Raw genomic sequence first — 22,886 nt, 5'->3', positions numbered from 1 at the left:
GGTAAATTATGAGTTTTCGGGATCTGGACATAAAAATCAGATATCGCTCCAATGAGCACGATTTTCCCCGGGACTTTTTTATCCCCGTACTTAAGGAGACAGTTGTGTACAAGCGTTCTGTCGGATATTTTTCTACATCCTCTCTAATCGATCTGAGTACCGGACTGTTTGCTATGGCTGAGCATGGAGGAAAAGTCCAGCTCATCTGCTCTCCCAAATTGAGTTCGGAGGATATCCAAGCCATTGATCTTGGTTACAAAACTCGTGAAGAAGTTATCATCGGAGCCTTGGAGGTTAGTTTGACTTCACCACTGAATTTTTTTGAAGAGGAAAGGCTAAACCTAATCGCTAATATGGTTGCTTCCGGAATGCTTGAGATGCGGTTGGCGTTCATGAGCACTGATACCGGAATTAATATTTACCACGAAAAAATAGCTATTTATATTGATTCCGACGGAAATCGAATCAGTTTTACAGGCTCTATGAACGAATCGAGCAACGGATTTGATGAGAACTTTGAGTCCATCTATACTTTTTGTTCTTGGAAGGATCAAAGTCAAATCGATGCTGTTGCTGAAGCTGAGCGGGACTTTGACAACAACTGGATTGATAATACGAAGAAGCTTAAAGTTGTCCCATTCCCTGATATCATCATTGATAAGCTACTCAATTTCCGCAAATCAACTGTGGACTATACAACGGATGAGCGGGAATACGGCTATAGATCCTACATCAAGAAAAACGCCAAATTTCACATGCCTGATTATGTGAAGATGCGCGGCTATCAGGATACTGCGAATGACCAATGGTTCAAGCAGCACTGCAAGGGTATCTACTCCATGTGTACTGGTGCCGGCAAGACCTTCACTGCACTTGCAGCTATGGTTCGACTGGCTGAACAACTAAATGATAAGTTGGCGGTTTTTATTGTCTGTCCGTACATTCACCTTGTGAGCCAGTGGGAAGAGGATGTGATTGAATGGGCTCCCATACCAATTATTGCACATTCAAAATCTACCACTCCACGCTGGGAAGATCGTCTGAAACAAGCGTGTAGACGCTTCAGAAAAGAAGGGGCACCCTTTGTTTGTATCACAACAAATGATACTTTCTCAGGCCCGAAAGTTCAGCCCTATGTAACCAAATTCACCGAGGATGATAATATCTTATTCATAGTGGATGAAGCCCACAACTTTGGCTCAGAGACCCTGTCGAGTATTATGCCTGAACAGTTCAAGTATCGCATCGCACTGTCCGCCACGATTGAGCGTCATATGGATAGGGCTGGTACAGCGCGGCTATTCCGCTTCTTCGGGGATGAGGTGATCAACTATGGTCTGGAAGACGCAATTCGGGACAAAGCCCTTGTCCCATATGACTACTTCCCTATCCCTGTTTATCTCCAGAATGATGAACTCAACACTTATCAGCAACTGACCAGAGAGCTCAAGAAGTATTTAATTCAGAAGAACGGTAAGCTGCGGGTTTCTGAGGCTGGAAAATTCATCGTTTACCAGCGAACAAGATTGTTGGCAGGTGCCAGGGGTAAAGTTGCGCTCCTAATGGAACTGATGGGTGACTACCGAGATAAAAAGAACATCCTTGTATATTGCGGCGCTACGATGGCGGAAGATGAAGACTCCGGTGAAGAATCTCGCCAAATTGATCTTGTTACCCAAAAATTAAGATCTGAATACGGTATGTCTGTCCAACGCTTTACTGCCGAAGAGGATTTAAAGGAACGGCAGAATATCAAGGAATATTTCCAAGATGGCTTATATCAAGTCATCACAGCAATCAAATGCTTGGACGAGGGTGTCAATATCCCCGGCATCCAGACAGCGTTCATTCTTTCAAGTTCCCGAAATCCAAAAGAGTTTATCCAGCGCAGAGGCAGGCTTTTGCGCCGGAGCGAAGGCAAAAATAAGGCTGTCATTTATGATTTTGTAACATTGCCCCGTGATTTAGATGACGTCCTTCCTACAAACTATAATGAGGACAAGAGCATTATTCTGGGTGAGCTTGCACGAATCAATGAGTTTGGAAAACTTGCGTCGAACCGTGAAAAAGCAGAAGAGTTAATGACTCACATTATGGATTCTTATGGAGTTTATATTGACATAGAGGAAGAAACAAAGAAGGCGGAGGATTACTATGGTGACGAATGATTCTAAAATCAATAACGCTCGTGTTATGACTATGTTTATGGCAATCAGAAATTTTGAATTGAAGAATGTTCGCACTCTACAGTATGACAGTAAAGACATGGTGAAGAGAATTACGAACTATATCGTCAAACAGGCCGATAATGCTGCTTCGGATTCAAAGGAGGCAGATGTCGAATGAAATTTGAAAGTATTAAACTACATAATTTTATGCGCTACAAGGGCGAAACCGAGATTCGTTTTTCTTGTAATAACACCAAAAATGTAACTGTCGTTTTGGGCGATAATGCTTTTGGAAAAACAACCCTTGCGCAGGCGTTTCGTTGGGGGCTATTTGAGGAACTCAATACTACCAACTACACAAAAAAGAAGGATATCGTCCTTCTGAACAATGAAATTATTGCAACAATGTCCCCAGAAAGTCGGCAAACTGTTTCTGTTGAAATTGTGATCCGCGATGGGAATACCCAGTGGAAATTTACCAGAACTGCATATTTCAAACTGAAGCCTTCTGGAGACCGCAATTTAGCGATTGCCCAGGACGGCGAGTCCAAGCTGACCATGATTATTATTCAGGATGGTATTCCTGGTAAAGTTATCAATAACAATGGTGCAAACGCCGGTGCCGATGAAAAGAAGTATAAGCAGGGGTGCGTCCAAGAGACAATTGAAAATATGCTTCCCCGTAGCTTGTCCAGTTACTTCTTCTTCGACGGTGAGCGTTGGGGCGATGCAAAGGCCGCTAAGAGTGAAGTGAAGGGGTCCATCAATACCATTCTCGGTGTTACTGGCCTCATTGAAATGATGAAGCATATCAAAGATGGTCAAGGAAAAACTGTACTAAAGACTCTCCGCGAACGCATTAAGGGTTCCGGCGACGAGTATGACCGTCTGCAGGCAGAAATCAAGGCGTTAGATGATTCCATTGACCAATATGAGCGCCAAATCAAGGATGAAGAGGACGCTCTTGAAACTTCTCAGCGTGAGCGCGACAAACTGGCTAAAGATTTGAACGATAATCGCCAAGTTGAAGAAGATCAAAAAAAGTTTTCCATATTGGAAAAAGACATTTCCAATATGGAAGAAGATCGCGAGAATTACTATGCCGATGTTGTTAAATTGTTTAGTAGTTCTGCTCGATTCTTCGCCGGCGAAATGTTACCTCAGGTGGATGCACTTCTTTCTAAGGTTGATCTTGAGGGAAAAGATATTCCTGGTGTTACTGTTGATACTGTTGATTATCTGATTCATCTCGGAAAATGTCTCTGTGGCAGGGATTTGAGCGAAGATTCTGAGGCGTATAAAAACCTCATGCAACTTCGCAAGGTCATTCCTCCCGAAATGATTGGCGGCGCTGCAGGAAAGTTTCGCGATTTGCTCTGCGATTGGAAATATAATGCGCAGTCATTGATTTCCGATGTTGAGGATAAGGCAGAAGATTTCGACTCTATTCAAGATCGAATCTATGAAAAGGCCGATGAGAAGGATGCTTTGGAAAAGAAGATGGATCGGAAGGCCAATATCGCTGCTCTCCGGAGAAACTATAACATATGGGTTAAATTGTGCCGCGACCATGAGCAAAAGCGAAATGAGTATATAGCTCATCTTGAATATGCAAAAGAAAGCCGTGATAGTAAGAATCAGCAGCTTGATGTTCTATCCCGTCAAAATGAGGCAAACGAGTCTGTCAACCGAGCCATTGCTTATGCAGAGGCAGTCTACGCTATGGCCGATCGTCAACTAAAAAAGAAACAGAGTGGCGTGTTTGAGCAGTTGAATGAAATCATTGCTGAGAACTTCGATAAAATGTTCAACGACGGTGAAAAATATGCCAAACTGGAAGATGACTACCGTATCCATGTGTATTACCACAGCGTAGGTGGCTCCATGGACTATGAGGAACAGAACCTTTCGAACGGTGAGGCGACCGCTATCAACTTTGTTTACATCGTCTCTGTGCTTGAGTTAGCACGGCGTAAGGTTGCGGAGGAAGCCGACGAAGGTGAGATGGACAGTGGCATCATCAACCTGCCTCTGGTTTTGGATGGCCCGTTCTCCACTCTGAGCAATGAAAACACCAGTTTGGTTGCGAAAAAACTTCCGGAATTTGCGGAGCAGGTTATCATTTTTATGCTGGATAAAGACTGGGCCTCTTCTGGTCTTGAAGAATTTGTCTTGCCTGAATATTGCTATCGTGTGAATAAGGAAGAGAAAGCTAATAGCTCTACTATCGAGAGAGGAGGGTCCGAATAATGGCAGCAAAAAAAGAACCGCCCCATACCTTTGAGTATTTTAAGACCAGCGAAGTCTTTATCAATGGCCGTTTTAAGGAATATGTCGATAAGATGTGGGTTCAAAACAAAGTCCAGGAATCCATGGTAAAACGCTTAGTCGATCTTTATGCAATTGCGGCTGTTATTGGTCTCCGAATTAAGCGTCGTCTGCCCGACGATCGAGCAGGAGATGACAAGCGGCGTACAGTCCAGATGATGCAGCTGACCGATACATATCAAACATTAGCGCCAATTATGAAGCTGGTGTTAATGCTTGATGAAAGCCGTGGTCTCAACGAAGAGGAACGCATTCGTAGCGCATTTCGGATCCCTGAGACCAAGGAAGAGCATGACGCAGGTATGGAGCTCTTTAACAGCTATGCCAGAGGTGGCATCGAGTATATGTATGAGATGCTGGTTGTGCGCCCTGGAACCCCTGATGATGAATATGGTGACCAGCGGATCAATAACATTCTTGCACTGCTGAAAGATCCAATGGAATGTTCAGAAATTGGATAATGAGAGACAAGAACCATGTGGAATGAAGTAAGGGAATATATCACGACTACAGTCAAATAGAGATATCTTCTATTTGATTAACAGTACCCTATTCTCTTATCCATTGTGTCGCAAACTTTGAATGGCACAGTGACTTCCTCAAAAGGGACAAAAGGGCCGCACCTGCTCGTATGAACAGGTGCGGCCCTCTAATTTGACGGAAATTTAATTCAGTCTGAAATAGCAGGTGTTTTTACCTTTTCCTTCTTTTTTCAACTCACCGGCTGCGACCAGCTTGCGCAAGGCCCCCTCTATGGAACTGTCGCTGAGCGTTGGACAGAACTCCCGGATGTCCTGCTTATTGAATCGTCCAATTCTATTCTTGCTTGCTCTGCACACCATTTCCAGTGCGGGCAGCTTGGTTTCTACCAGCGCCGCACGATCCTCAAAGTCCTTATAGGCCGCAAGGATCGTCCCGAGCAGGTACTTGATGAATGGCACTACATCTTCCGTGCCTTCGTGCCAGCCGGTTTGCGCCTGTGCAAGCGCATCGTAGTACAGATCTTCATTTTTGGCGATTTTGGCTTCAAGGGAGATATACTTGCCGACATAAAAGCCGTTTCGGTACAGAAGCAGCGTTGTGAGCAATCGGCTCATTCGTCCGTTGCCGTCATTGAAGGGGTGGATGCACAGAAAATCATGGATGAAAACCGGAATTGCAATCAACGGCTCCAGTTCCATATTCCCGATTACTCGGTTGTATTCCTCGCAGATTCTGTCCAGCGCTTCCGGCGTTTCGTAAGGGGCAAGCGGCGTGAACAGCGTTTCCACATGACCGTCCGGGTAGGTAGCGGTGATATAATTCTGCACACTTTTTGTGCGCCCCGCAAGCGGGTTATTCATGTGGCTGTACAGAATTTTGTGAAGCTGCAGGATGTAGTTCTGCGTAATTGGAATCGCATCAAAGCTCTCGTGAATGATACTCAGCACATCGCGATATCCGGCAATTTCCTGCTCGTCACGGTTCCTCGGCATAGTTTTCTCCTCGACGAGCTGCCGGATTCGGGTACTCGTGGTAACGATGCCCTCAATGGCATTCGATGCCTCAGTACTCTGTATTTTGGCGATCTCCACGAGCTTTTCGAGTTCCTCCGGGCGCTGCTTCAAATACAGTTCCTGCTTGCCGACTTCCTTGTATATGGCCGCAATCAGGCCAAGAACATCCGAGTCCCACTTCTGCTCCTTGATTGCAGAGTAATTGAAGGTTCTCACTCCCTCACCTCCATTCGTTTTCCCTTAAATGATAATATAAAATAAGGGAATAGTCAATGGGCTGTGCCATAAATCCCTTACTATTATGCCTGTATTAAGGGATTTATACTCAGTTGATGGAAAAGAGCCTGCGATTATTTTCATGCTGTAAACTCACTCTTCTTTGTCTATAGCGCCGCAGCTTCTGAGCCGCCACCCCGCAGAAACCACTTGCATAACACCCTGCTCAGAGTTACAATGCAGCCAACAGCAATGAGAAACGCTTCCCGTCCGGCACCGGTGAATCTTCACCGGAAACCGGGCGGGAAGCGTTTTTGACCACATAGATTACCACAGACGGCTCTGGAACACCCGGAAACAGCGGAGATAAGAGCGTCAAAGAGTAAGTAAAACAAATTAAAAAGCACAAAAAACTGCTATAAATGAGCAGAAAAAGTGTTCTCAATAAGTTTGGGAGCAGGAGGCCCAGGGTTCGAGTCCCTGCACTCCGACCACCTTTCTTTGAAAAACCGCCTTTTTAGGCGGTTTTTCTGCGTTAAAAGTTCGACTTTCAGACTGCATTTGGCCACATTTCAACTGTGGTCAGAGAGGTAAAATGGCCGTTGCACCCTTGGTATGGAGGAATGCCGAAGGCCGCTAAATCCCTAACCAATCCCTAACAGCAAACGAACCCCCAAGAATTCGCATATCAGACGATACGGCGATTGAAATTGAGCGTAATCTTCACTATAATAAATTATGATAGGAATTTCATGCGTAGGCATAATCCTTGCCGATGTAATCTCGCGAAATTTACAACCTCTTTTATAGAGTAGAAAAGGAGGTACAACCATATATGGAGTACATAGTAATTGGCATTTGCCTCATAGCAATCGTTGCTATTGGTGCGCGTATATTTTTCAAACCCAAGTCGAAAGCCACAGTGACACCAACAGTCTCTGTGTCACCCAAAGAAGACGAAGAACTATCCCTGTCTGCGCCGCAAGGTGAGTCTGCACATGATTTGGTCATTCAAGTAGAAATGCTACCTGCCGAAGCTATCAGCGAAGAAGGCAGTTTGGTTGAGATCACAGACAGCAAGGTTTTGGCTCGAGTCAACAACCTTATTCCCAATTTGGCACAAGCCGGCAACGCCGTGAATAACGCTGGCCAAGCTGTAGAAGCCCAAGGAGAGGTTTTGTATCGTGCTATTATTCCTGCCGGAGCAAAACTAACGAATTCCAGAGGAATGGAAGGTGCTGTTCGAGGTTTCTATCGTGGTGCAGATGGTATCCAAGGGCACGCAAATTTAGTTGCAGTTGAAGCGCAGAAAGGTAGCGCTGTTGTTGCCAACACAGCTGCAGCCGCAATGGGTGTCGCATCAATGGTTGTTGGTCAATATTACATGACACAAATCAACGCAGAGTTAGGACAGATCAGTGACGGCATCTCAAAAATTTCGGATTTCCAAGACAATGAGTAGCGGAGCCGGGTTTTCTCTCTGGTCAACCATGTTAAGACAATCGCTGAGTTTCAGGGGGAGATTCTTGAAAACGATGAATTGAGGCTTTCTAAAATCGCACAGTTGGATAGTCTGGAAGAAGAATGCACTAAGCTTTTAGGGCAAGCCAATCTCACCTTGGCAGGCTTCGCAAAGAAAACTGACCTCGATTTTGAAGCCTATGAAAAGGAATTGCAAGAAGCTCAGAACTGGTACATTTATCAGAACACCTTACTGAAAATGCTCTATAAGATTTCTGACCTGAGATTCACCCTGCATCTCGGTGCAGTGTCCAGAGAGCAGTGTACCGCATTGCTACCGACCTATACTCAGCAAGTCGAGGAAACACAAACTCGCCTAACGCATTGGCATCAAGGAACCACGAAACGTCTTAGTGTCGATACTGCAGAAATACACCGGAAGAGGGGTGGTTGGGATAAAGCTATTCATTTCATCCCCGGACTGATAAATGATGCGTGGAATTTCTGCTCCATATCTGAACGAACTGCTGGTATGATCGATTCGCAGGTTGGCGGACACAATGAACTGCACCATGATAGCTCAGACCTCTATGTTGAAGATGTGCAGTTGATTTCGAAGGATGGGAAAGTATACTATTTGCCTTCGCACAAAAAATGAGGGAGTTTTCCTTACAACAGAAAATGGACGCCCAAGGGACGCATTTGTCCCTTGGGCAACTTTCGTTCTTACCCCACTTTTTCGAACGGAATCACCTTGCACCGGCTCTCCTCCGGCGGGTCGGGAGGTTCCGGCGTGGTCGTTGCCGTTGCCGATTCCATGAAGCCGCCGATCTTCTCAGCCGCACCTCTCTGCATATCGTTGGTGATATGCGTGTAGGTGTCCAGCGTGAACCCGGCGCTGTAGTGGCCCAGCATACTGGACAGGGTCTTTACATCCACGCCGCTGGAGATCGCCATGGTCGCGAATGTGTGTCTGAGGTCGTGGAAACGTACATGCTCCTCGATGCCTGCGTTTTTCAGCAGCTTCCGGTTGATCCTCGACACGGCGTCCGGACTCCAGTAGCCGCCTGTCCGGGGCGACGGGAACAGGATAGGGTTGTCAGGGTGCTGTTCATGCTCCTGCACCAGCAGGTCCACCGCCTGCTGCGACAGCGCCACCTTGCGGACAGAGTTTTTCGTTTTCGGCTCTGTTACATCCAGCTCGCCCTCCATGCGGGTGACCTGCTTGTTCACTGTCAGGATGCGCTCTTTTACATTCAAGTCCTCCCACTGGAGCGCCAGCAGTTCTCCTCGGCGCAGGCCGCTGGACAACTCCAGATAGAACATGGGCAGGACACCGTACTTCTCCGCTTCCTGAAGATATCTGCCGATTTTCTCCGGCGGGAGGATGGTCATCTCTTTCTTGTCCTTGGGCGGGATGCGGCAGTTCTCGCAGGGATTGTACGGGATGAGCCGCTCTTTCACCGCCTGCTTCAGCGCCGCCTGCAGTACCGCATGGACACGCCGCACGAAGGTGTTGGACAAGGCTTTGTCGTTCTGCTTCGACCCACGCTGCATCCTGCCGTTTTCTTTCAGGTCGTTATACATTCTTTGGATGTGGATGGACGAGAGCTGCTTGAGCTTGATCGCGCCGATGGCCGGAATGATGTGGTGTTCAATGATCCCCTCATAGCCCTTGGCGGTGTTGTAGCGGATGTTTGGCTTGCTGTAAGTCTCAAACCACAGTCTGCACCACTCCGCTGCGGTGTAGTCGCCCGTGTGATTGAGTGGCACGCCGCGATTCTCCCGAATGGCTTTCGCCAGCTTTTCTTTGCACTCCGCCTGAGTCTTGGCGGACACGCTTTTCTGGATGGCTCGGCCGGTGACCGGGTCGATGCCCTGGGTATATCTGCCCTCCCAAAGGCCGCTGGGCTTTTTGCGGATACTGCCCTCGCCGTTGGCTCGTTTCTTGGTCATTTATGATCCCTCCTTTTTAACACAAACACATACCACAGAATTTCCGAAATAGCTATCACAATATTTCAGATTTTTTCGCGGCCTGTTCGTCGATCCATTCCATGAATTTGTCACGGGGAACGATGATGCGGCTGCCCAGGGTGATGGTGGGGAAATCCCTGCGGTGGGCCACCTCGTAAGCGTGGGCCAGACCGATGCCCAGCACATGGGACACATCCTCCACGGTCAGCATCAGCGGGAGTTCGTCAAAAGAATTGTATTTGGATTTTCTCATTCAGTTCCTTTCTACCTTCCGGGCGGAAGGGTTTTTTCTTTGTTTTGCGGCGCAGTTTCTGAGCTACTTACATGGTCAGATTGGGCCACTGCTCCTCATGGTCGTCCGGTTTATGACCCAAGGCCATGCGCTTTTCTTGAAGCTTCTTCAGCCGCTTCCGGTCGATCTGGATACCGCCGGGTCGGGACTTGGGTACGGAGTTGTCCCGGAACACCCGGCTCATGTGGTGGAGCAGCCGGGTCACCGCCAGCATCGCGGAGGGCGGACGGTTTTCCTCCAGATGATCCAAGAGGTACTGGGCATACTGGTTGTCCTGTTCGGCGGACCGGGTCAGCCAGTAGACGGCCTGCTCCTCATCGTAGGGAACTTCCTTTACGGTGAGGTACAGCTTGCCCAGCATGTACTGGGCGTACTGGTTTCCCCGTTCTGCCGACTCGGCGAACCACTCTATGGCGTGCTCAGTATCCTTTTCGATAACTTCGCCTTTGAGACACTCTTTGGCCAGCCGATACATGGCGTAGCTGCTGCCGTTGACTGCGGCGGTGTACAGCCAATTCATTCCCAGACGTATATCCCGTACCTCCACATCATCGGAGAGGTACAGCTTGGCCAGAGAGTACTGCGCCACCAGATGTCCCTGATCCGCCGCCTGCTCGAACCAGTACCGTGCTTCCACCGAGTCCGGGATTAGCAACGGTCCGTCCTGCCAGAGCTTTCCCATCAAGTACTGGGCATACATATCGCCGTTCTCTGCCAGTTTGTCCATTTCAGAGACAGCGTCGCTCCGTTCCTCCATGGTCAGGCTCTCGTCCCGGATGATATCCCGCAGCGTCCAGTAGGCGTAGGAGGCGTTTCGGTATTCCTCCGGTTCGTCCTGCTGATTGAGGCCCTTCTCCTCGAAAGTAATCTCACCCAACCGCAGGCGCTCCGCTTCCTGAATGACCGCGTTCTTGATCTGCCGGAACTCTTTTTGCTGTAAGAGCGGGATGCGTTCTTGGGGCTTGTCGTGATAGTAGCTGTCCACCTTGCCCTGGAGCATCAGCCACTGGTCATAGCACTTGCTCACGCCGGGGAGCCGCTCCATCTCATCAACAATTTCATCCACCAATTTCTTCAGCCGCTTTGGGAGGTAGCCGTAGGACTTCTTGCCCTTGACCGTTTCAAGCTGCGCCGCCAGCTCCAGCACGAGCCGCTCGGCATCCGGGTGGTCGCACATACTATCCCGCATGGTCTGCACCAGCTCCAGCAATGCCCGCCGCGCTTCCCGTACCAGCTCGTCTCTGGACTCAGACTTCTGTTCGTAGAGGTGCAGCATTTCGTTGCGGAAGATATCATTGGTCAGCTTGGACTTGATCTGACGGATACCTTCCTTGGAGAGGTAGGCCTGTCCCGGCTTTGCGGACCAGGCCATCATGTGGATGTGCGGGTGCTCGCCCTCGTCGTGGAAGGCCGCGTACCAACGGAAGTCACCGGGCGGGATCTTCATTGCCGCCGCGATGTCGTTGCGGTGGGCTCGAATGAGATTTCGCCACGCCGCGGCGTTGTCGAAGCCGAGCCGGGCAGCATCCTCACGCTTGAGGGAGATGATGTGCGTCCACACGTTTCCGGTGTAGCGCTCCAGCTCCGCCATGGCTTTCTCCAGCGAAACAGCGTCGTCATCTCCGAACAGGCCGTGGGTACCAATGCGCTCAGCACGAGGCCGGGTGGCAATGTACTTCATATACTGGTCTGACTCATGGATGGCATCCCAGTTGGACTCGAGAGCCAGTGTGATGAACGCAGAGGCGTTGACTTTCGTGGGCTTCGTCAGGTAGTCCTCGTACTCATAGAGCGTCTTGCTGTCCGGGAAGTCTTTCACCAGCTTTACGATGAGCTGCTCCTGCTTTCGGGTGGGCGGACGGTCATCCGGGATGAGCTCCACCCGCTCCCGGGTCGCGATGTAGCGCAGGTATCCGGAGGCCCCGCCGGTGCTTTTGATATAGGGACTCTTGAGGATCAGTCTTGCCATTCATCATCCCAGTCCGGCTCCTGGCGGGAGCGCGCATACTTCTCCAGAGAGATGATACCGTTTGTGGCTTTCACATTCCGGACACTCTGCGCGCGCCTACGCTTCAAGTCCTCCCTGTCCATCTCGAACGCTTCCGCGACGATACCGTTGGTCATGTCCTGCTCCACGCATCTGGTAAAATCTCTGCGGGCGATCTAGTCCTCCAGTCTGCTCAGCCTGCCGTCGATGGCAGACATGATCGCCATGGCAAGAGCGTTGTGTTGTCCTGCATTCCCAGATAGTCCACATAGAAGTTCACGGCTTTCTCGATGAACTCATTTTTGCTCTGGCAGTTGTCGGCGGCGTACCACTGTTCGATCCTTCTTCTGGTTTCCGGCTGCATCCGGAATGCAATACGATCTCTGGTCTCTTTACTCATTCAATTCCTCCTTTTTGCTGTAAGACATCCTTGAAAAGCCCTGCAACACGGGGCTTTTCGGGAAAGCTGACGCCATTGCCGCTTTTTTCGCCTCTCAAAGACGCCAGCTTCAAGCTCCCGAAACTGCCCGCACTGCGGGCAGAAGTGGCGGCTGCGACGGCACTTGCGACGCCATGCCTTTATCCTGCTTTTTCTTTCGTCCTGCAAAAGTCTGCCGAAAATGGCTCACACCCGGCTTCAATCCTCTGGCTGGGACTGGGACTCGCTTCCTCCCGGAAAGGCGCACACAAGGCGTTCTGGCGGCCCTGGGCGTTGGACTTTTCGAGGAGCTGCGCCGCACGATAGCGGGCGGCAGCCTCCTCTGCCTGCCGGAACTGCCGCTCATAGAACGCTTCGAGTACACCCGGGATAGGACGAATGGTGTAGAGCAGATTTCCGTTCAGCGGTTTTCCATCTTTGCTCTGCACGAGTGTCGGCTCGGTGTAGATGAGACCTTTCTCCTCCAGCTGCCGCACATACTTCGCCACCGTGTTTTCACTCATGCCGATCGCCTTGCCGATAGTCTTATAGCTGGGATAGCACTGGTAGGTTTCACGGTTCTCACACCGGAGCAGATAGGCGTAGAGGGATATCTCCCGGTAATCCAGACCGATGCTGAATATCTCGTTGGGCACCATAAAATAGTTTTTCTCTGCGCTGCGCTTGGGCCATTTCTTGTAACTCAATTCATACCTCCTGTGTTGTCGTAGACTTCTGTGGCGTTCACACAGGGAGCGTGCGGAAAATTTTCATTGCTTTTCCGCTGCCCGTTTGCTATACTTTGGTTAGTTGATTTGTGCGTGCCTGTGTGTGCGCCGAGCCGCCGGACTGTTGCCGCAGTCACGGCGGTTTTTGTTTTGCGGTCGTACTGGTGTGCATCCCTCCTCTGCTGTGCAGCTGAGTCTTTTACTTTCATCTGTGAGCTATCTTTTTCGCCTCCTCCGTGTTAGAATGATTTATATAGCCGTGCCGTTGGAAACGGCACATAGCAAAAGACCGTGCTCCCGGGAGCACGGTCAGAGATGGAATGACCTTCCGAGCGAGTTGCCGTATGGCGAAGAGCGCTCATGCTCTCATAGGGTGCTCTGTCAAAGGCCTTGTGGGTTCGTCAGCGCGGAGGCCGTGCCGTACCGAACCGAAGGAAACTCCACCCGGGTGAAATTGTCCTTCTACTATTACTTAGAGAAAAATTGAAAAATCGGAAGGTCGATAATTGTAAACTTTTTGTGAACGCAGAAAGGGCGGTGAGCTCATGTCCTTCAAGGATACCCAGTCTTATAAAGAGCTTCAGGCGGATTGGCGCTGGATACGCTCCATGGACCCGGAAGCTGCCGCTGCCGCAGACCAGTGGGTGAAGGAGCATCCGGAGGAGTGGAAGGAGCTGGAGCACATGCTCTACTACAGCGAGGCCAACTTTCACAAGCAAGTTGCGCCGGATACTCTGGAAGATGTGGATATCAAACAGCCCATCTCTTACAATCCGGAAGCGTTCCTGCCGGAGGAAGTGCGCAACGCGATCTATGACGATATGCGCTGGTTTGACCGGGCGAAGTATCTGCCTGAGGGATCTGATGAAGACCCGCTCATGTATGTGCGCAAAGAAATTGACGAGGGACTGCGTGAGCTGACCGAGTTGCAGCGGGAGATCCTGTTTCGCACCGTCATCAACGGAGAGTCCACCGAATCCGTCGCACAGGACAAACAGTGCTCGTCCAGAAACATCCGGGATATCCGCGCCCGTGCGCTTCGACAGATACGGGCCAAAATCAAAAGACATGAAGGCTACGGCAGGCCCGACGTTGCCATCATTATTTTGCTGTTTATGCTGCTTGTTGGTGTTCCGCTTGCTTGCTGGGGAGAACAGCTTTGGACCGCATATCCCTGGCTGGAGCCTGTGGCTGCAGTGCTTAGCGCATTGGTTGTGGCTGTCATGTTCCAAGATTCCTTTCGCAGAGAAGCAGAAAGTCTGCTGCGCCAGCACTGGGCCAGCTTGAATGGGGCGCAGAGGAAAGAATAATTACAAAAGAGGGAGTAAAACATTTTCGGTGTTTCACTCCCTCTTAGTATGTGGTGACAATTTGCATTATGGTCATAAAGGTCAGTCTGATAAAAAGGTTCTCCCCCCACACAGCATATGAGAAAATCCTATTTATACTTCAATGCTCCCTGTAGCATCTCGTGAAAAAATCGCTTTAATTAGCGCTGCTATAATGCAGGGATATATTCTTGCAGTTTCATTAGAGATTGTCCAAACTTGGTTGTTTTCGTCGGGATCTGCACCGTGGTCTGCCGCATTGCGGACTTGTCCAACGAATTCAATCATCCCTCGATGTTTTTTCGAAATGTGTGCAGATAATGCATCTCGCTTTTGCAGTATCCCATTTCTACCGCTTAAAGAGACTCCTTTTCTTATTGCAAAATCAGCTAAAAAAGATTCAAATGCATTTGCCGCACAAACAACGATAGAACGAACATCCATTGTCCCAGAATGAGTTTTCTGCAATGCCTCAACCAAAGGGGCAAACACATTGGATGTATTAACAAAAGTATACAGATTTTCCCCCCAATACGTACGCAACGAGTTTTCGGTAATGTTTGCTGAGCGAAGCGCAGCTTCAATAATACCTACAGCATCCACATCCTCAACAAAGCTATATAAGTTTGCGCCTTCGCTTTTAAGCGCCTTTGCGTAGGTAGCAATGCTTATAAGCGTATTTTTCACGTCTCTCTCGTTGGAGGTCATCATATGTAGGGTTTTCGTTTGGCGACAAGCAAGCTCAATGGATTTTGTAAAACCGTATCGTGTCTTGAATGTATTATATGGAGCATATTGCTCCAAAATCAAGCGCATAAACACAGCCTTCTGCTCGTCTGATGATGCAGATACAAGCTTCCGGGCCAAAAATGATGGAGACCCATAACAGCCTCGTGAACTATCAAACACAATTAACTGAAGTTCACATGCCATCTGAAGTGCTTTAAGAACCTGATCGTCAGTTGCTATTCCCGTGAACTCTGCGATGAAATCCTTTGCCGCTTCAGAGCCTTTTGCGATGACAGCATCAACAACTGCAACAATATCCTCAGCAGTAGTAAGCACTATGTTATAACTCATACTGCACCTACTTTCTCTGTTATGAATAGCTTAATCATTCAGACAACTCGTAAAGCAGTTGACTAATTTTTTCGCCGAGTCCATCAATATCTGCTGGTGTACAGTTGATATTGATGTTGATGACAATAGAGTTCTTTGCCGAAATTGTTGCAACGGGAAGCGCTTGTTGGGCAACTGGTTCTGAATGCGTTTGCTCAGCAGATATGGTATTTGATGCAACAGATACTCGGGCAGAGCTTGGTTCATCCAGGACAGATAGCTTGCCGTCAACCTCTGACAATACCCCAACACTCTTAAAAATTTCAATCAGTGCTCCAGCTCCTGCGCGAGATTCCTTAGCATCTTTGAGTCCTGAAGAATAAATAATGTGATTAATGAAACTCGAACGATCCATGCCATTACGAATTCGGACAGCAGACAACATCCGGTTTAAAAAATCAACTTCAGCAATAATCTCTTTCCAAATCCGGTCAACTTCATCTGTAATTTTTGAGGTATATGCTCGTCCTAAAGCGCGTCCCGTTTCGGTTGCTGCTTTTTTATTGCCCTCCGTGATCAAACCCACTTGTACCATAAAACCATTGTTCTTGCTTACAATAGTACGAGGTACTCCAGTGGCTTGGGTTATCTCGTCCAATGATAGTGCGGTTCCTTCTTTCGTATTCGCATACGCTTGGAACAGTTTAATCAGCTCCTCATACGATGAGCACGGAAGTTTAAAGGTCTCTGCCATTTTCTATTCCTCCAATTCTTTTATTTGATGATATTTCTGTTGAAACATCAAAGCTACAAGCACCTAAATTATTATTCGCAACCGTATTAGTATTCAAAGCTTTGACGCTAAATTTAATGCAACAATATTGACTATATCGAGTGTCATTAGATTCACGAAAAACTTAGCGTTTCCATGAAGAACAGATTTTGTACATTACACATTTAGCTAAATTGTATTTGCAGAGACTATTTGTTAATTTAGTATTCTCCAAACCTTTTTGCCAACTGCATAAACGACGAGTTTGGCATTACCTGCTTGGACGGGATAAACAGATACCGCCACTTCTTATAGCCGTTTGCCTTGCCCCAGCGAGAGGCAACCTCGCAGTATTGGATACCGCGCTTTTTCTTAGCAATCACATCCGGGTCATTCAGCTTGTCCTCACCCTTGACCTCTACGAGATAAATAGTGTCCTCGGTTTCCACCACAAAGTCCGGCTCATAGTTATGACCGTGGTTATAGGTGATATTGAACTCCTGCGGCGCAGGACGAAGCCAATTCTGTACATCAGCCGATTCTGTTTCCAGGATTCGTGCCAACAACAGCTCCGGGCGGCTGTCAAATTTAGCGGTGCTGAACACGCCTCGTTTTATCCCCTCAAACAGCACAGACTGGATATTTTCCGTATACTCATCAGAGAAAAGGTTCACACGTTCAGAGTAACGATAGGATTGCTGCAGATTATACTTTCTTGTCCCGACCACTTCTTCCTGTAAAAATCCGTTTTCACAGTAAAAATGCTGGAGCATCTGCTTGTAGATTTTATTGCCAATATCCCGCTTGTACATCATAATGATGTTTTGCATTCCGTTTGTGCCATATCGGGTTTCGTAATGGTCGCAGACCTGAGTAATCAGCTTGAACAGCAGTTTGGAACACTTTTCGTAATCGATTTCCGGTTTTGCACGCAGCTGTTCCAGAATGACTTTTTTAGGATTGTATCCTTCAAAATCAATAGCGTTGCCCTTGATGCGCTGCCTGTCCTGCATATCCTCCAGATTCTGCACAAGCAGCTCATTCCTAATCGGCACATGGGTGAACTCCGCCATATCCGAATCAAAGTCCACAAACACATATTCCTCGACCCCGGCATCCGTAACCTTAATGCGTGGAATCGGGATGAATTTATTCACAGCAGCCCGGTGCGTTTCCTCGGTCTGCTGAAGCATCCATGCGGCAATCGGCATTTCGTTCTCTTTGAACGTTTGACCAAGGTCTTTGTCCTCGGATACCTGCTGCTTGACCGTTTCTACGATTTGCTGTGCCTGCGTCGGAGTGACCGTATGCGCCGGGGTATGCTGAATGTGCTGCTCAACCTCTGCTTTGATCAAGTCAGCTGCCTTCTTGATCAGTGCATCTGTGGTATCCGTCTTTTCAATTTGAGTATGAGCATACGCTTTTTCCAGCTCGGCATCCGGATTAGTTTCTATTGTCAGCTGAGTATAGACCACTTCTTCGGGCTTGATTTCTTCTGCTTTAATGACATTCCCAGCCTTAAAAATAGAATCACCCTTCTGTGCCTCCGCCAGAATATCATTGAATTTATCATGGGCAGTCAGCATGACGGCATCCACATCCCGATCACCGGTGCGCTCTCCATAGGGTAGGCGCAAGCCGCGACCAACCATCTGCTCTCGAAGAATCTTGGATGCTGCCGTGCGAAGCGGCACAATGGTATAGAGGTTGTTGACATCCCAACCTTCCTTGAGCATATTGACGTGGATTACGATTTCTACCGGGTTTTCGGGATTCTCCACATCCAGAAGCAGCCGGGTGTTGGCTTCGGTTTCTGCACCTTTCTGCTTGGAATGAACAACGATGGTTTTGTTGCGGTATGCGCCGCCACGAAACTCGTCCGACTTTACAAACTGCTCCACCCATGTTGCATGGTCGGTATCTTTACAGACCACCAACATAAACGGCTTCACGACCTGCTTTCCATGGTTGACAGCATAAACCTCCAGTTTCCGTTTGGTGCTCTCATGACAGGTGATGCCGTCCAGCAACATCATTTTATCCAGCTGTTCATCACCGAAGTTATAGAAATCAATGTCCAAGCGGGTCACGGCATATGGGGTACGGGTATAGCCGTCCTCGATGGCCTTGGACAGCGGATATTCTTATACAACATTTTTGAAAGGAACTTGCTTGTTCCCCTTCGTCACAAGGGGAGTCGCAGTTAGCTCCAATCCCAGCAGCGGATGCAGTTCGTTGAGTGCCTGCATACCACGCTCTGCCCGGTAATGGTGAGATTCATCCATAATCAGCACCAAGTCCGGCAGGTCGGAGAGTGCCTGATAGAACGAGTCACCGATGAGCTCGTTCACCTTCTTCATGTTTGCGCCCTCTTTGTTGAACTTATCGATGTTATATACGAAGATATGTACATCGGATTCAAACAACGAGAGGTTCTTTTCCCGGTAATCGTCATCCGTGATAATTTGCGGCTGTACGGTAAAGCAGCCCAGCCCCCGGAACACATACTTCGGACTGCCGTTATCACTCAAATCCTTCTTGAGCTTCTCATAGATCGTGGTATTGGGCGCAACCACGAAAAAGTTTCGGATGTTGTGCTGCGTATACAGATAGGCGATGAAAGCGCCCATCAGCCGGGTTTTACCCACGCCGGTGGCCAGAGCAAAAGTCAAAGACATGAAATCCCGCTCAAAATCCGTGCAAATCGGATACATGGCGTGAACTGCACCCAGTGCTGCTTTCAGATTCATGCCCTTGCGCAGGGGCACTGCATTCGTGATTTCTTCCAGAATTTTCAGAGATTTTGTCTGCGGCTTCCGCAGGGACATCACACCGCTGATATAGTCCGTGGTATAAAGCGGAAAATCATTAAACATCCTGTTCCTCCTCGTCATCATACACTGGCGGATGGACGATGTTCAGATTGTAGTCGGTCTTGCCAAACTCACAGCGTTCCAACAACATTTGCGGAATTTTCTTGACGGCAATGTTGTCGTAAGCCTTGTCCAGCTCACTGTCAAGGAGCGGCAGGCGATAATGAGATATTCACCGTCCTCCATGGTATCCTTGATGGAATCCAGGTAGGTGCTGTTCAGGTGACGGGTCGTCACAAATAGGTAGCTGTTTTCGTTGCCCACAGACTGCTTCCAAAATAATTCTCCGTCCGGCTGATAATGGAATCCCTCGTGCAGGGCAACGGCAGCCGCCAGCATATTGGCATCGTAGTCTTCGTTGATGACATATTCGTCAAAGGCGTCTTTGTTGATAAGGGTAGGTGCGACCTCATAGAAGCGATACCCGCCGCCCTGCCAATTCTGCGCTTTTGTGATGCCGCCGGGGTCTTGACCCGCAATCACCTTGTCCGCACGCACCTTGCAGTGGGTGTAGGCGTGGTTGCCCATTTCCACACCAATCCAGCGCCGACCCATTTTCTGTGCTACGGCAGCAGTCGTGCCGGAACCGAGGAAAGAATCGAGAACAAGGTCGCCGGGGTTGGTTGCAATGTGGATGATGCGTTCAATCAGTCGTTCAGGCTTGGGCGTGTCAAAAGAAATATCACTGCCAAATAAAGCATTTACTTCGTCTTTAGACTCACCGGTGTGCCCAACTTCGTCCTGTGGCCACCATGTCCACGGCACAATTCCCTTTGCTTCTGATAAAAATTGTTTCCTACGTGGCACACCATTTCCGTCATTGCCAAAGGTTACTCTGCCGTCCGCAAGTGCTTTCTTAAACTCTGATTCTATCACTTTCCAGCAATTTCCCGGTGGCGGTGTGTGTATTTTTCCGTTTGGTGCGACAATCTCATACATTTGATTAGGCCGGTATCCTTGCGCAAGTAGAGAAACAGATTGCCAAGAGCCACGAGGATCATTATCCGGATTTTTATATGCCTTAAGCTGTTTTTCTGTAAGCGGAAGGTAATTCCGAGTTTTTTTAAATGCATCCTTGTCTTTTACATAAACAAGGATATACTCATGTGAATCTCCGATGGCCTCTCGGTTTTCGCGTGAATATCGCTTTTGCCATACAATAGAGGCAAGGAAACATGAACGGCCAAATAATTCATCACACAAAACCTTCAGATAGTCACGTTCGTTATCGTCGATACTTATCCATATCGACCCCGTATCATCCAAAAGGCTCCACATGATTTGTAGCCGAGGGCGGATCAAATTAAGCCAAAGACTATGTTCAATATTGTCATCATATATATTTGCAGCATTGGCATTATACGGCGGATCGATATAGATGCACTTTACCTGCCCGGCAAATTTGCTCTCCAGCGCTTTCAGTGCCAGCAGATTATCCCCATGGATCAGCATATTCTGCGTCTCCAAATCGGCGGCGGTGTTGGACAGTGCCGTGTTTTCAATCAGCAGACGCGGTTCCACTCGAATCGGTTCGTCCTTGCCGTACCATGTCAGTTCCAGTTTATTGGCCATATTTCTGCCACCCTTCCTTTGCCGCAAGTGCTGCAAGCTGTTTCTCTAAATTATAACGAATATCGGAATCTGTTGCCTGTTCAAAGGGACGAGTCTCCGTTGCTGGCAGCGCTGCGATTGCAACAAAAATCTCCGGGTGCTTTGCGTTGTTCTGAATGACCTGTTTCTGCGCCGCAGAACGGTCAAACGGATTCTTCTGCAATTCATTCCATGTATCCAGAATGTCCTTTTCCAAATCGGTGAGGTATTGTTTCTCTTGCAAGAAGGTTATCAAAATATTATAATCCATCAGTTATTCTCCTCTGCGCCAGTCATTTGCAAGGTCTATATTAGCAATCAGTTGAACATTTTTCCAACTATCGCTATAATTCCTGCGGTTTCTGTACACAACACAACCACCCCGAAAGGCTTTATTTGTAAATATCACTCACACAGCCTCTGGTACGCTTTACGAACAGTCTTCGCCATCAAAATCCTGCGCTGATTTAGGAACTCCATGTATTCCATGTTTTCAAAATTATTCGGTAGAGCGTGTTCCTTGCAGGTTTTGCGATAACCTTCTTCGCCCAGCTTTTGGCGGTAATGAGAGACATAATCTTGGGGCGCCTTATCTGAAATCTCGATGTTGGTGGCGTAGTCGAGATAGGTAAAGTTTGCGATCTGGTTCCGGTCACGGTCGCTGGTAAAACCAATGCCAGTCAGGTAGTTTTTCGGGAAAATGTGATGCTTGTCGATAGCATTCTTCGTTCCGCTGGAACCCAAGATGAAATACTTGGATACTGGGGTGTTGCTGAACAACATAGGAGTATTCAGCACGATCTGAGCTGCCACATATCCATACCACGCCGGAGAAATAGCCGCAGCGCTGTTCAGCTCGTTAGGTAGAGTCAAACTGAAATAATCGTCTGTGAAGTGTGTTTCGATTACACGGTCAATATAGGCAATGAACTCTGCCGCCGTATGAACATCACGCAGATCTGCAAATTGCTTTTCCACTTCGGACTCCGTGGAGCCGGTGTAGAAATATGTGATGGTGCTCATAAAGAACCACTTGCTGGTGCATTTCTTCAACTGCGCCGCATCCAGTTTGTAGTCGTATTTGGCAATCAGGTAAAGGACATAACTGAAAACGATAGCGTTGGACGATGCAATCAGCTTGTCGCTGATATATCCGGCCTCTGCCACGATGTTAATGAAACTGTGCCAGTTGTTAAGGTTCATGACCTTGTCCAAAGCGTCCTTGAAAATCTGGAGATTTTCATACCGGACTTCATCAGAGAACTTTCCAGTCTCAAGATTTTTACCTCGCAAAAGCATGTAGGCGTATCTCAACCGGGCACGCTTGAAACCAACGCCAACGGCCATGCGAATCAGATGAGAAGGTTCAATTGCCAAAAGTGTGTTGTAAGAGGTGTTGGCGGCTGGTACTCTGGATGCTGCTGCAAACGCATTGATCTTATTACTGGTTTCATTCTCGTAAACGGAGATAAGAGTCTGAATGAAGTTGTTCTCCGTCAGACTCTGTCCGCCAGAATTGACTCTGACGAAAATATCTGCGACATCTTCTTCGTCTGCCGTGTAACTGATTTCCAGAGTAGGCAGAGAATAATCAGACAAATTCAGAAGCGCATTGATGTTATCTTCGATTCTATCTTCTTCCTCGTCTGTCAGCAAGGGGAGTTCTTTCTTACTGCGGCCTTCGTTGGCTTCCTTGATAAAATGTCGCCGCAGAGAACTGATGGAATTGTCCTCTTTTGCCAGGAACACATCACTGATGCGACTGATCCACTCGGTGTCTTTTTCGTATGCCTGGGACCACACGGCAAATTCGCGAGTCAGCGGATTATAGGAGATTTTTATTTCACGATCTGCGAAATTCTTGTCCTTCACCTTGACCGCAAACATAGCCGCAACAAGGGCAGTCAAGCGCTGCTGACCGTCAATGACGAGTTCCTTAGGTTCTTCATAGGTTTTTGAGTTATCTCCAATCGTGCTCTTTTTGCTCTCATAATCAACTGGAGACTCCCACAGCATGATATAGCCAATGGGATAGCCCTTGAGCATAGAGTCAAACAACTCACGAACTTTATTGTCCCTCCAAACAAAAGGACGCTGAAGATCAGGCAGACCGATGCGGCCATTGCGTACATCTTTGACCAAATCCCCGACTTTACTGGGGATATTCTTAAACAGTTCTTTTCCCATCTGGAT

21 protein-coding genes are annotated in these 22,886 nt (G+C 48.2%); 7 read left to right on the top strand and 14 right to left on the bottom strand.

Going from position 1 to position 22,886, the window contains the following annotated elements; all coding sequences use genetic code 11:
- Nucleotides 1-8 precede the first annotated feature (8 nt).
- From PY311_RS02465 to PY311_RS02450, 4 genes are read left to right on the top strand one after another with little or no spacing between them, the layout of a single operon-like run.
- A complete protein-coding gene (locus tag PY311_RS02465) occupies nucleotides 9-2,168 on the top strand; it encodes a DEAD/DEAH box helicase family protein (protein WP_286147104.1) in 2,160 nt (719 codons plus the stop codon).
- Nucleotides 2,155-2,346, top strand: coding sequence for a hypothetical protein (locus tag PY311_RS02460; RefSeq protein WP_286147103.1), 192 nt, complete (start codon nucleotides 2,155-2,157; stop codon nucleotides 2,344-2,346). Before PY311_RS02465 ends, PY311_RS02460 begins: the two co-directional genes overlap by 14 nt.
- Nucleotides 2,343-4,418 carry an AAA family ATPase gene (locus PY311_RS02455; protein ID WP_286147102.1) on the top strand — a complete coding sequence of 692 codons (2,076 nt, stop codon included), beginning with the start codon at nucleotides 2,343-2,345 and terminating at the stop codon, nucleotides 4,416-4,418. The genes PY311_RS02460 and PY311_RS02455 overlap by 4 nt, the downstream gene beginning before the upstream one ends.
- Nucleotides 4,418-4,957, top strand: coding sequence for a hypothetical protein (locus tag PY311_RS02450; RefSeq protein WP_286147101.1), 540 nt, complete (start codon nucleotides 4,418-4,420; stop codon nucleotides 4,955-4,957). The genes PY311_RS02455 and PY311_RS02450 overlap by 1 nt, the downstream gene beginning before the upstream one ends.
- A gap of 204 nt (nucleotides 4,958-5,161) precedes the next feature.
- Here PY311_RS02450 and PY311_RS02445 read toward each other — a convergent pair whose 3' ends face one another.
- The gene (locus PY311_RS02445; protein WP_286147100.1) at nucleotides 5,162-6,208 is read right to left on the bottom strand and encodes a Fic family protein; all 1,047 of its coding nucleotides are present in this window, start codon (nucleotides 6,206-6,208) and stop codon (nucleotides 5,162-5,164) included.
- A gap of 835 nt (nucleotides 6,209-7,043) precedes the next feature.
- On the opposite strand from PY311_RS02445, the gene PY311_RS02440 reads away from it, so the two are divergent.
- Nucleotides 7,044-7,670: a hypothetical protein gene (locus PY311_RS02440; protein ID WP_286147099.1), complete on the top strand. Its 627-nt coding sequence runs from the start codon at nucleotides 7,044-7,046 to the stop codon at nucleotides 7,668-7,670.
- Between the two features lie 102 nt (nucleotides 7,671-7,772).
- Nucleotides 7,773-8,327 (top strand): hypothetical protein, encoded by a 555-nt coding sequence (locus PY311_RS02435; RefSeq protein ID WP_286147098.1) that lies wholly within the window; start codon nucleotides 7,773-7,775, stop codon nucleotides 8,325-8,327.
- A gap of 68 nt (nucleotides 8,328-8,395) precedes the next feature.
- Here PY311_RS02435 and PY311_RS02430 read toward each other — a convergent pair whose 3' ends face one another.
- From PY311_RS02430 to PY311_RS02405, 6 genes are all read right to left on the bottom strand, one after another.
- Nucleotides 8,396-9,625: a tyrosine-type recombinase/integrase gene (locus PY311_RS02430; protein ID WP_286147097.1), complete on the bottom strand. Its 1,230-nt coding sequence runs from the start codon at nucleotides 9,623-9,625 to the stop codon at nucleotides 8,396-8,398.
- Between the two features lie 55 nt (nucleotides 9,626-9,680).
- Nucleotides 9,681-9,899 (bottom strand): helix-turn-helix domain-containing protein, encoded by a 219-nt coding sequence (locus tag PY311_RS02425; RefSeq protein WP_058963782.1) that lies wholly within the window; start codon nucleotides 9,897-9,899, stop codon nucleotides 9,681-9,683.
- Nucleotides 9,900-9,966: 67 nt separating this feature from the next.
- Nucleotides 9,967-11,907: a MobP3 family relaxase gene (gene mobP3, locus PY311_RS02420; protein ID WP_286147096.1), complete on the bottom strand. Its 1,941-nt coding sequence runs from the start codon at nucleotides 11,905-11,907 to the stop codon at nucleotides 9,967-9,969.
- The gene (locus PY311_RS02415; RefSeq protein ID WP_286147095.1) at nucleotides 11,895-12,062 is read right to left on the bottom strand and encodes a hypothetical protein; all 168 of its coding nucleotides are present in this window, start codon (nucleotides 12,060-12,062) and stop codon (nucleotides 11,895-11,897) included. Before PY311_RS02415 ends, mobP3 begins: the two co-directional genes overlap by 13 nt.
- A gap of 56 nt (nucleotides 12,063-12,118) precedes the next feature.
- Nucleotides 12,119-12,325 (bottom strand): hypothetical protein, encoded by a 207-nt coding sequence (locus PY311_RS02410; RefSeq protein WP_286147094.1) that lies wholly within the window; start codon nucleotides 12,323-12,325, stop codon nucleotides 12,119-12,121.
- 179 nt (nucleotides 12,326-12,504) lie between these two features.
- On the bottom strand, nucleotides 12,505-13,050 hold the full coding sequence (locus PY311_RS02405; protein WP_286147093.1) for a helix-turn-helix domain-containing protein: 546 nt from the start codon (nucleotides 13,048-13,050) through the stop codon (nucleotides 12,505-12,507).
- Between the two features lie 566 nt (nucleotides 13,051-13,616).
- Between PY311_RS02405 and PY311_RS02400 the strand changes: the two genes are divergently transcribed.
- Entirely contained in the window at nucleotides 13,617-14,381 is a 765-nt protein-coding gene (locus tag PY311_RS02400; RefSeq protein ID WP_286147092.1) for a sigma-70 RNA polymerase sigma factor region 4 domain-containing protein, read from the top strand.
- A gap of 132 nt (nucleotides 14,382-14,513) precedes the next feature.
- Here the strand turns inward: PY311_RS02400 and PY311_RS02395 are convergent, their stop codons facing one another.
- The 7 genes from PY311_RS02395 to PY311_RS02365 form a co-directional block, all read right to left on the bottom strand.
- A complete protein-coding gene (locus PY311_RS02395; RefSeq protein WP_286147091.1) occupies nucleotides 14,514-15,479 on the bottom strand; it encodes a hypothetical protein in 966 nt (321 codons plus the stop codon).
- Nucleotides 15,480-15,513: 34 nt separating this feature from the next.
- Nucleotides 15,514-16,212: a hypothetical protein gene (locus PY311_RS02390; protein WP_286147090.1), complete on the bottom strand. Its 699-nt coding sequence runs from the start codon at nucleotides 16,210-16,212 to the stop codon at nucleotides 15,514-15,516.
- Nucleotides 16,213-16,451: 239 nt separating this feature from the next.
- The gene (locus PY311_RS02385; RefSeq protein WP_286147089.1) at nucleotides 16,452-18,311 is read right to left on the bottom strand and encodes a DEAD/DEAH box helicase; all 1,860 of its coding nucleotides are present in this window, start codon (nucleotides 18,309-18,311) and stop codon (nucleotides 16,452-16,454) included.
- Between the two features lie 63 nt (nucleotides 18,312-18,374).
- On the bottom strand, nucleotides 18,375-19,106 hold the full coding sequence (locus tag PY311_RS02380) for a DEAD/DEAH box helicase family protein (RefSeq protein WP_286147088.1): 732 nt from the start codon (nucleotides 19,104-19,106) through the stop codon (nucleotides 18,375-18,377).
- A 42-nt stretch (nucleotides 19,107-19,148) separates the two neighbouring features.
- The gene (locus tag PY311_RS02375; protein WP_286147087.1) at nucleotides 19,149-20,675 is read right to left on the bottom strand and encodes a site-specific DNA-methyltransferase; all 1,527 of its coding nucleotides are present in this window, start codon (nucleotides 20,673-20,675) and stop codon (nucleotides 19,149-19,151) included.
- Nucleotides 20,665-20,964, bottom strand: coding sequence for a hypothetical protein (locus PY311_RS02370; protein ID WP_286147086.1), 300 nt, complete (start codon nucleotides 20,962-20,964; stop codon nucleotides 20,665-20,667). Before PY311_RS02370 ends, PY311_RS02375 begins: the two co-directional genes overlap by 11 nt.
- A gap of 134 nt (nucleotides 20,965-21,098) precedes the next feature.
- The gene (locus PY311_RS02365; RefSeq protein WP_286147085.1) at nucleotides 21,099-22,880 is read right to left on the bottom strand and encodes a GmrSD restriction endonuclease domain-containing protein; all 1,782 of its coding nucleotides are present in this window, start codon (nucleotides 22,878-22,880) and stop codon (nucleotides 21,099-21,101) included.
- Nucleotides 22,881-22,886 lie beyond the last annotated feature (6 nt).

Source organism: Neopoerus faecalis (assembly GCF_029218125.1).
In the GTDB taxonomy this organism is placed as follows: Bacteria; Bacillota; Clostridia; order Oscillospirales; family Oscillospiraceae; genus Oscillibacter; species Oscillibacter faecalis_A.
Note: the sequence above shows the minus strand (reverse complement) of the source record. Positions and strands in the feature narration are given on the sequence as shown.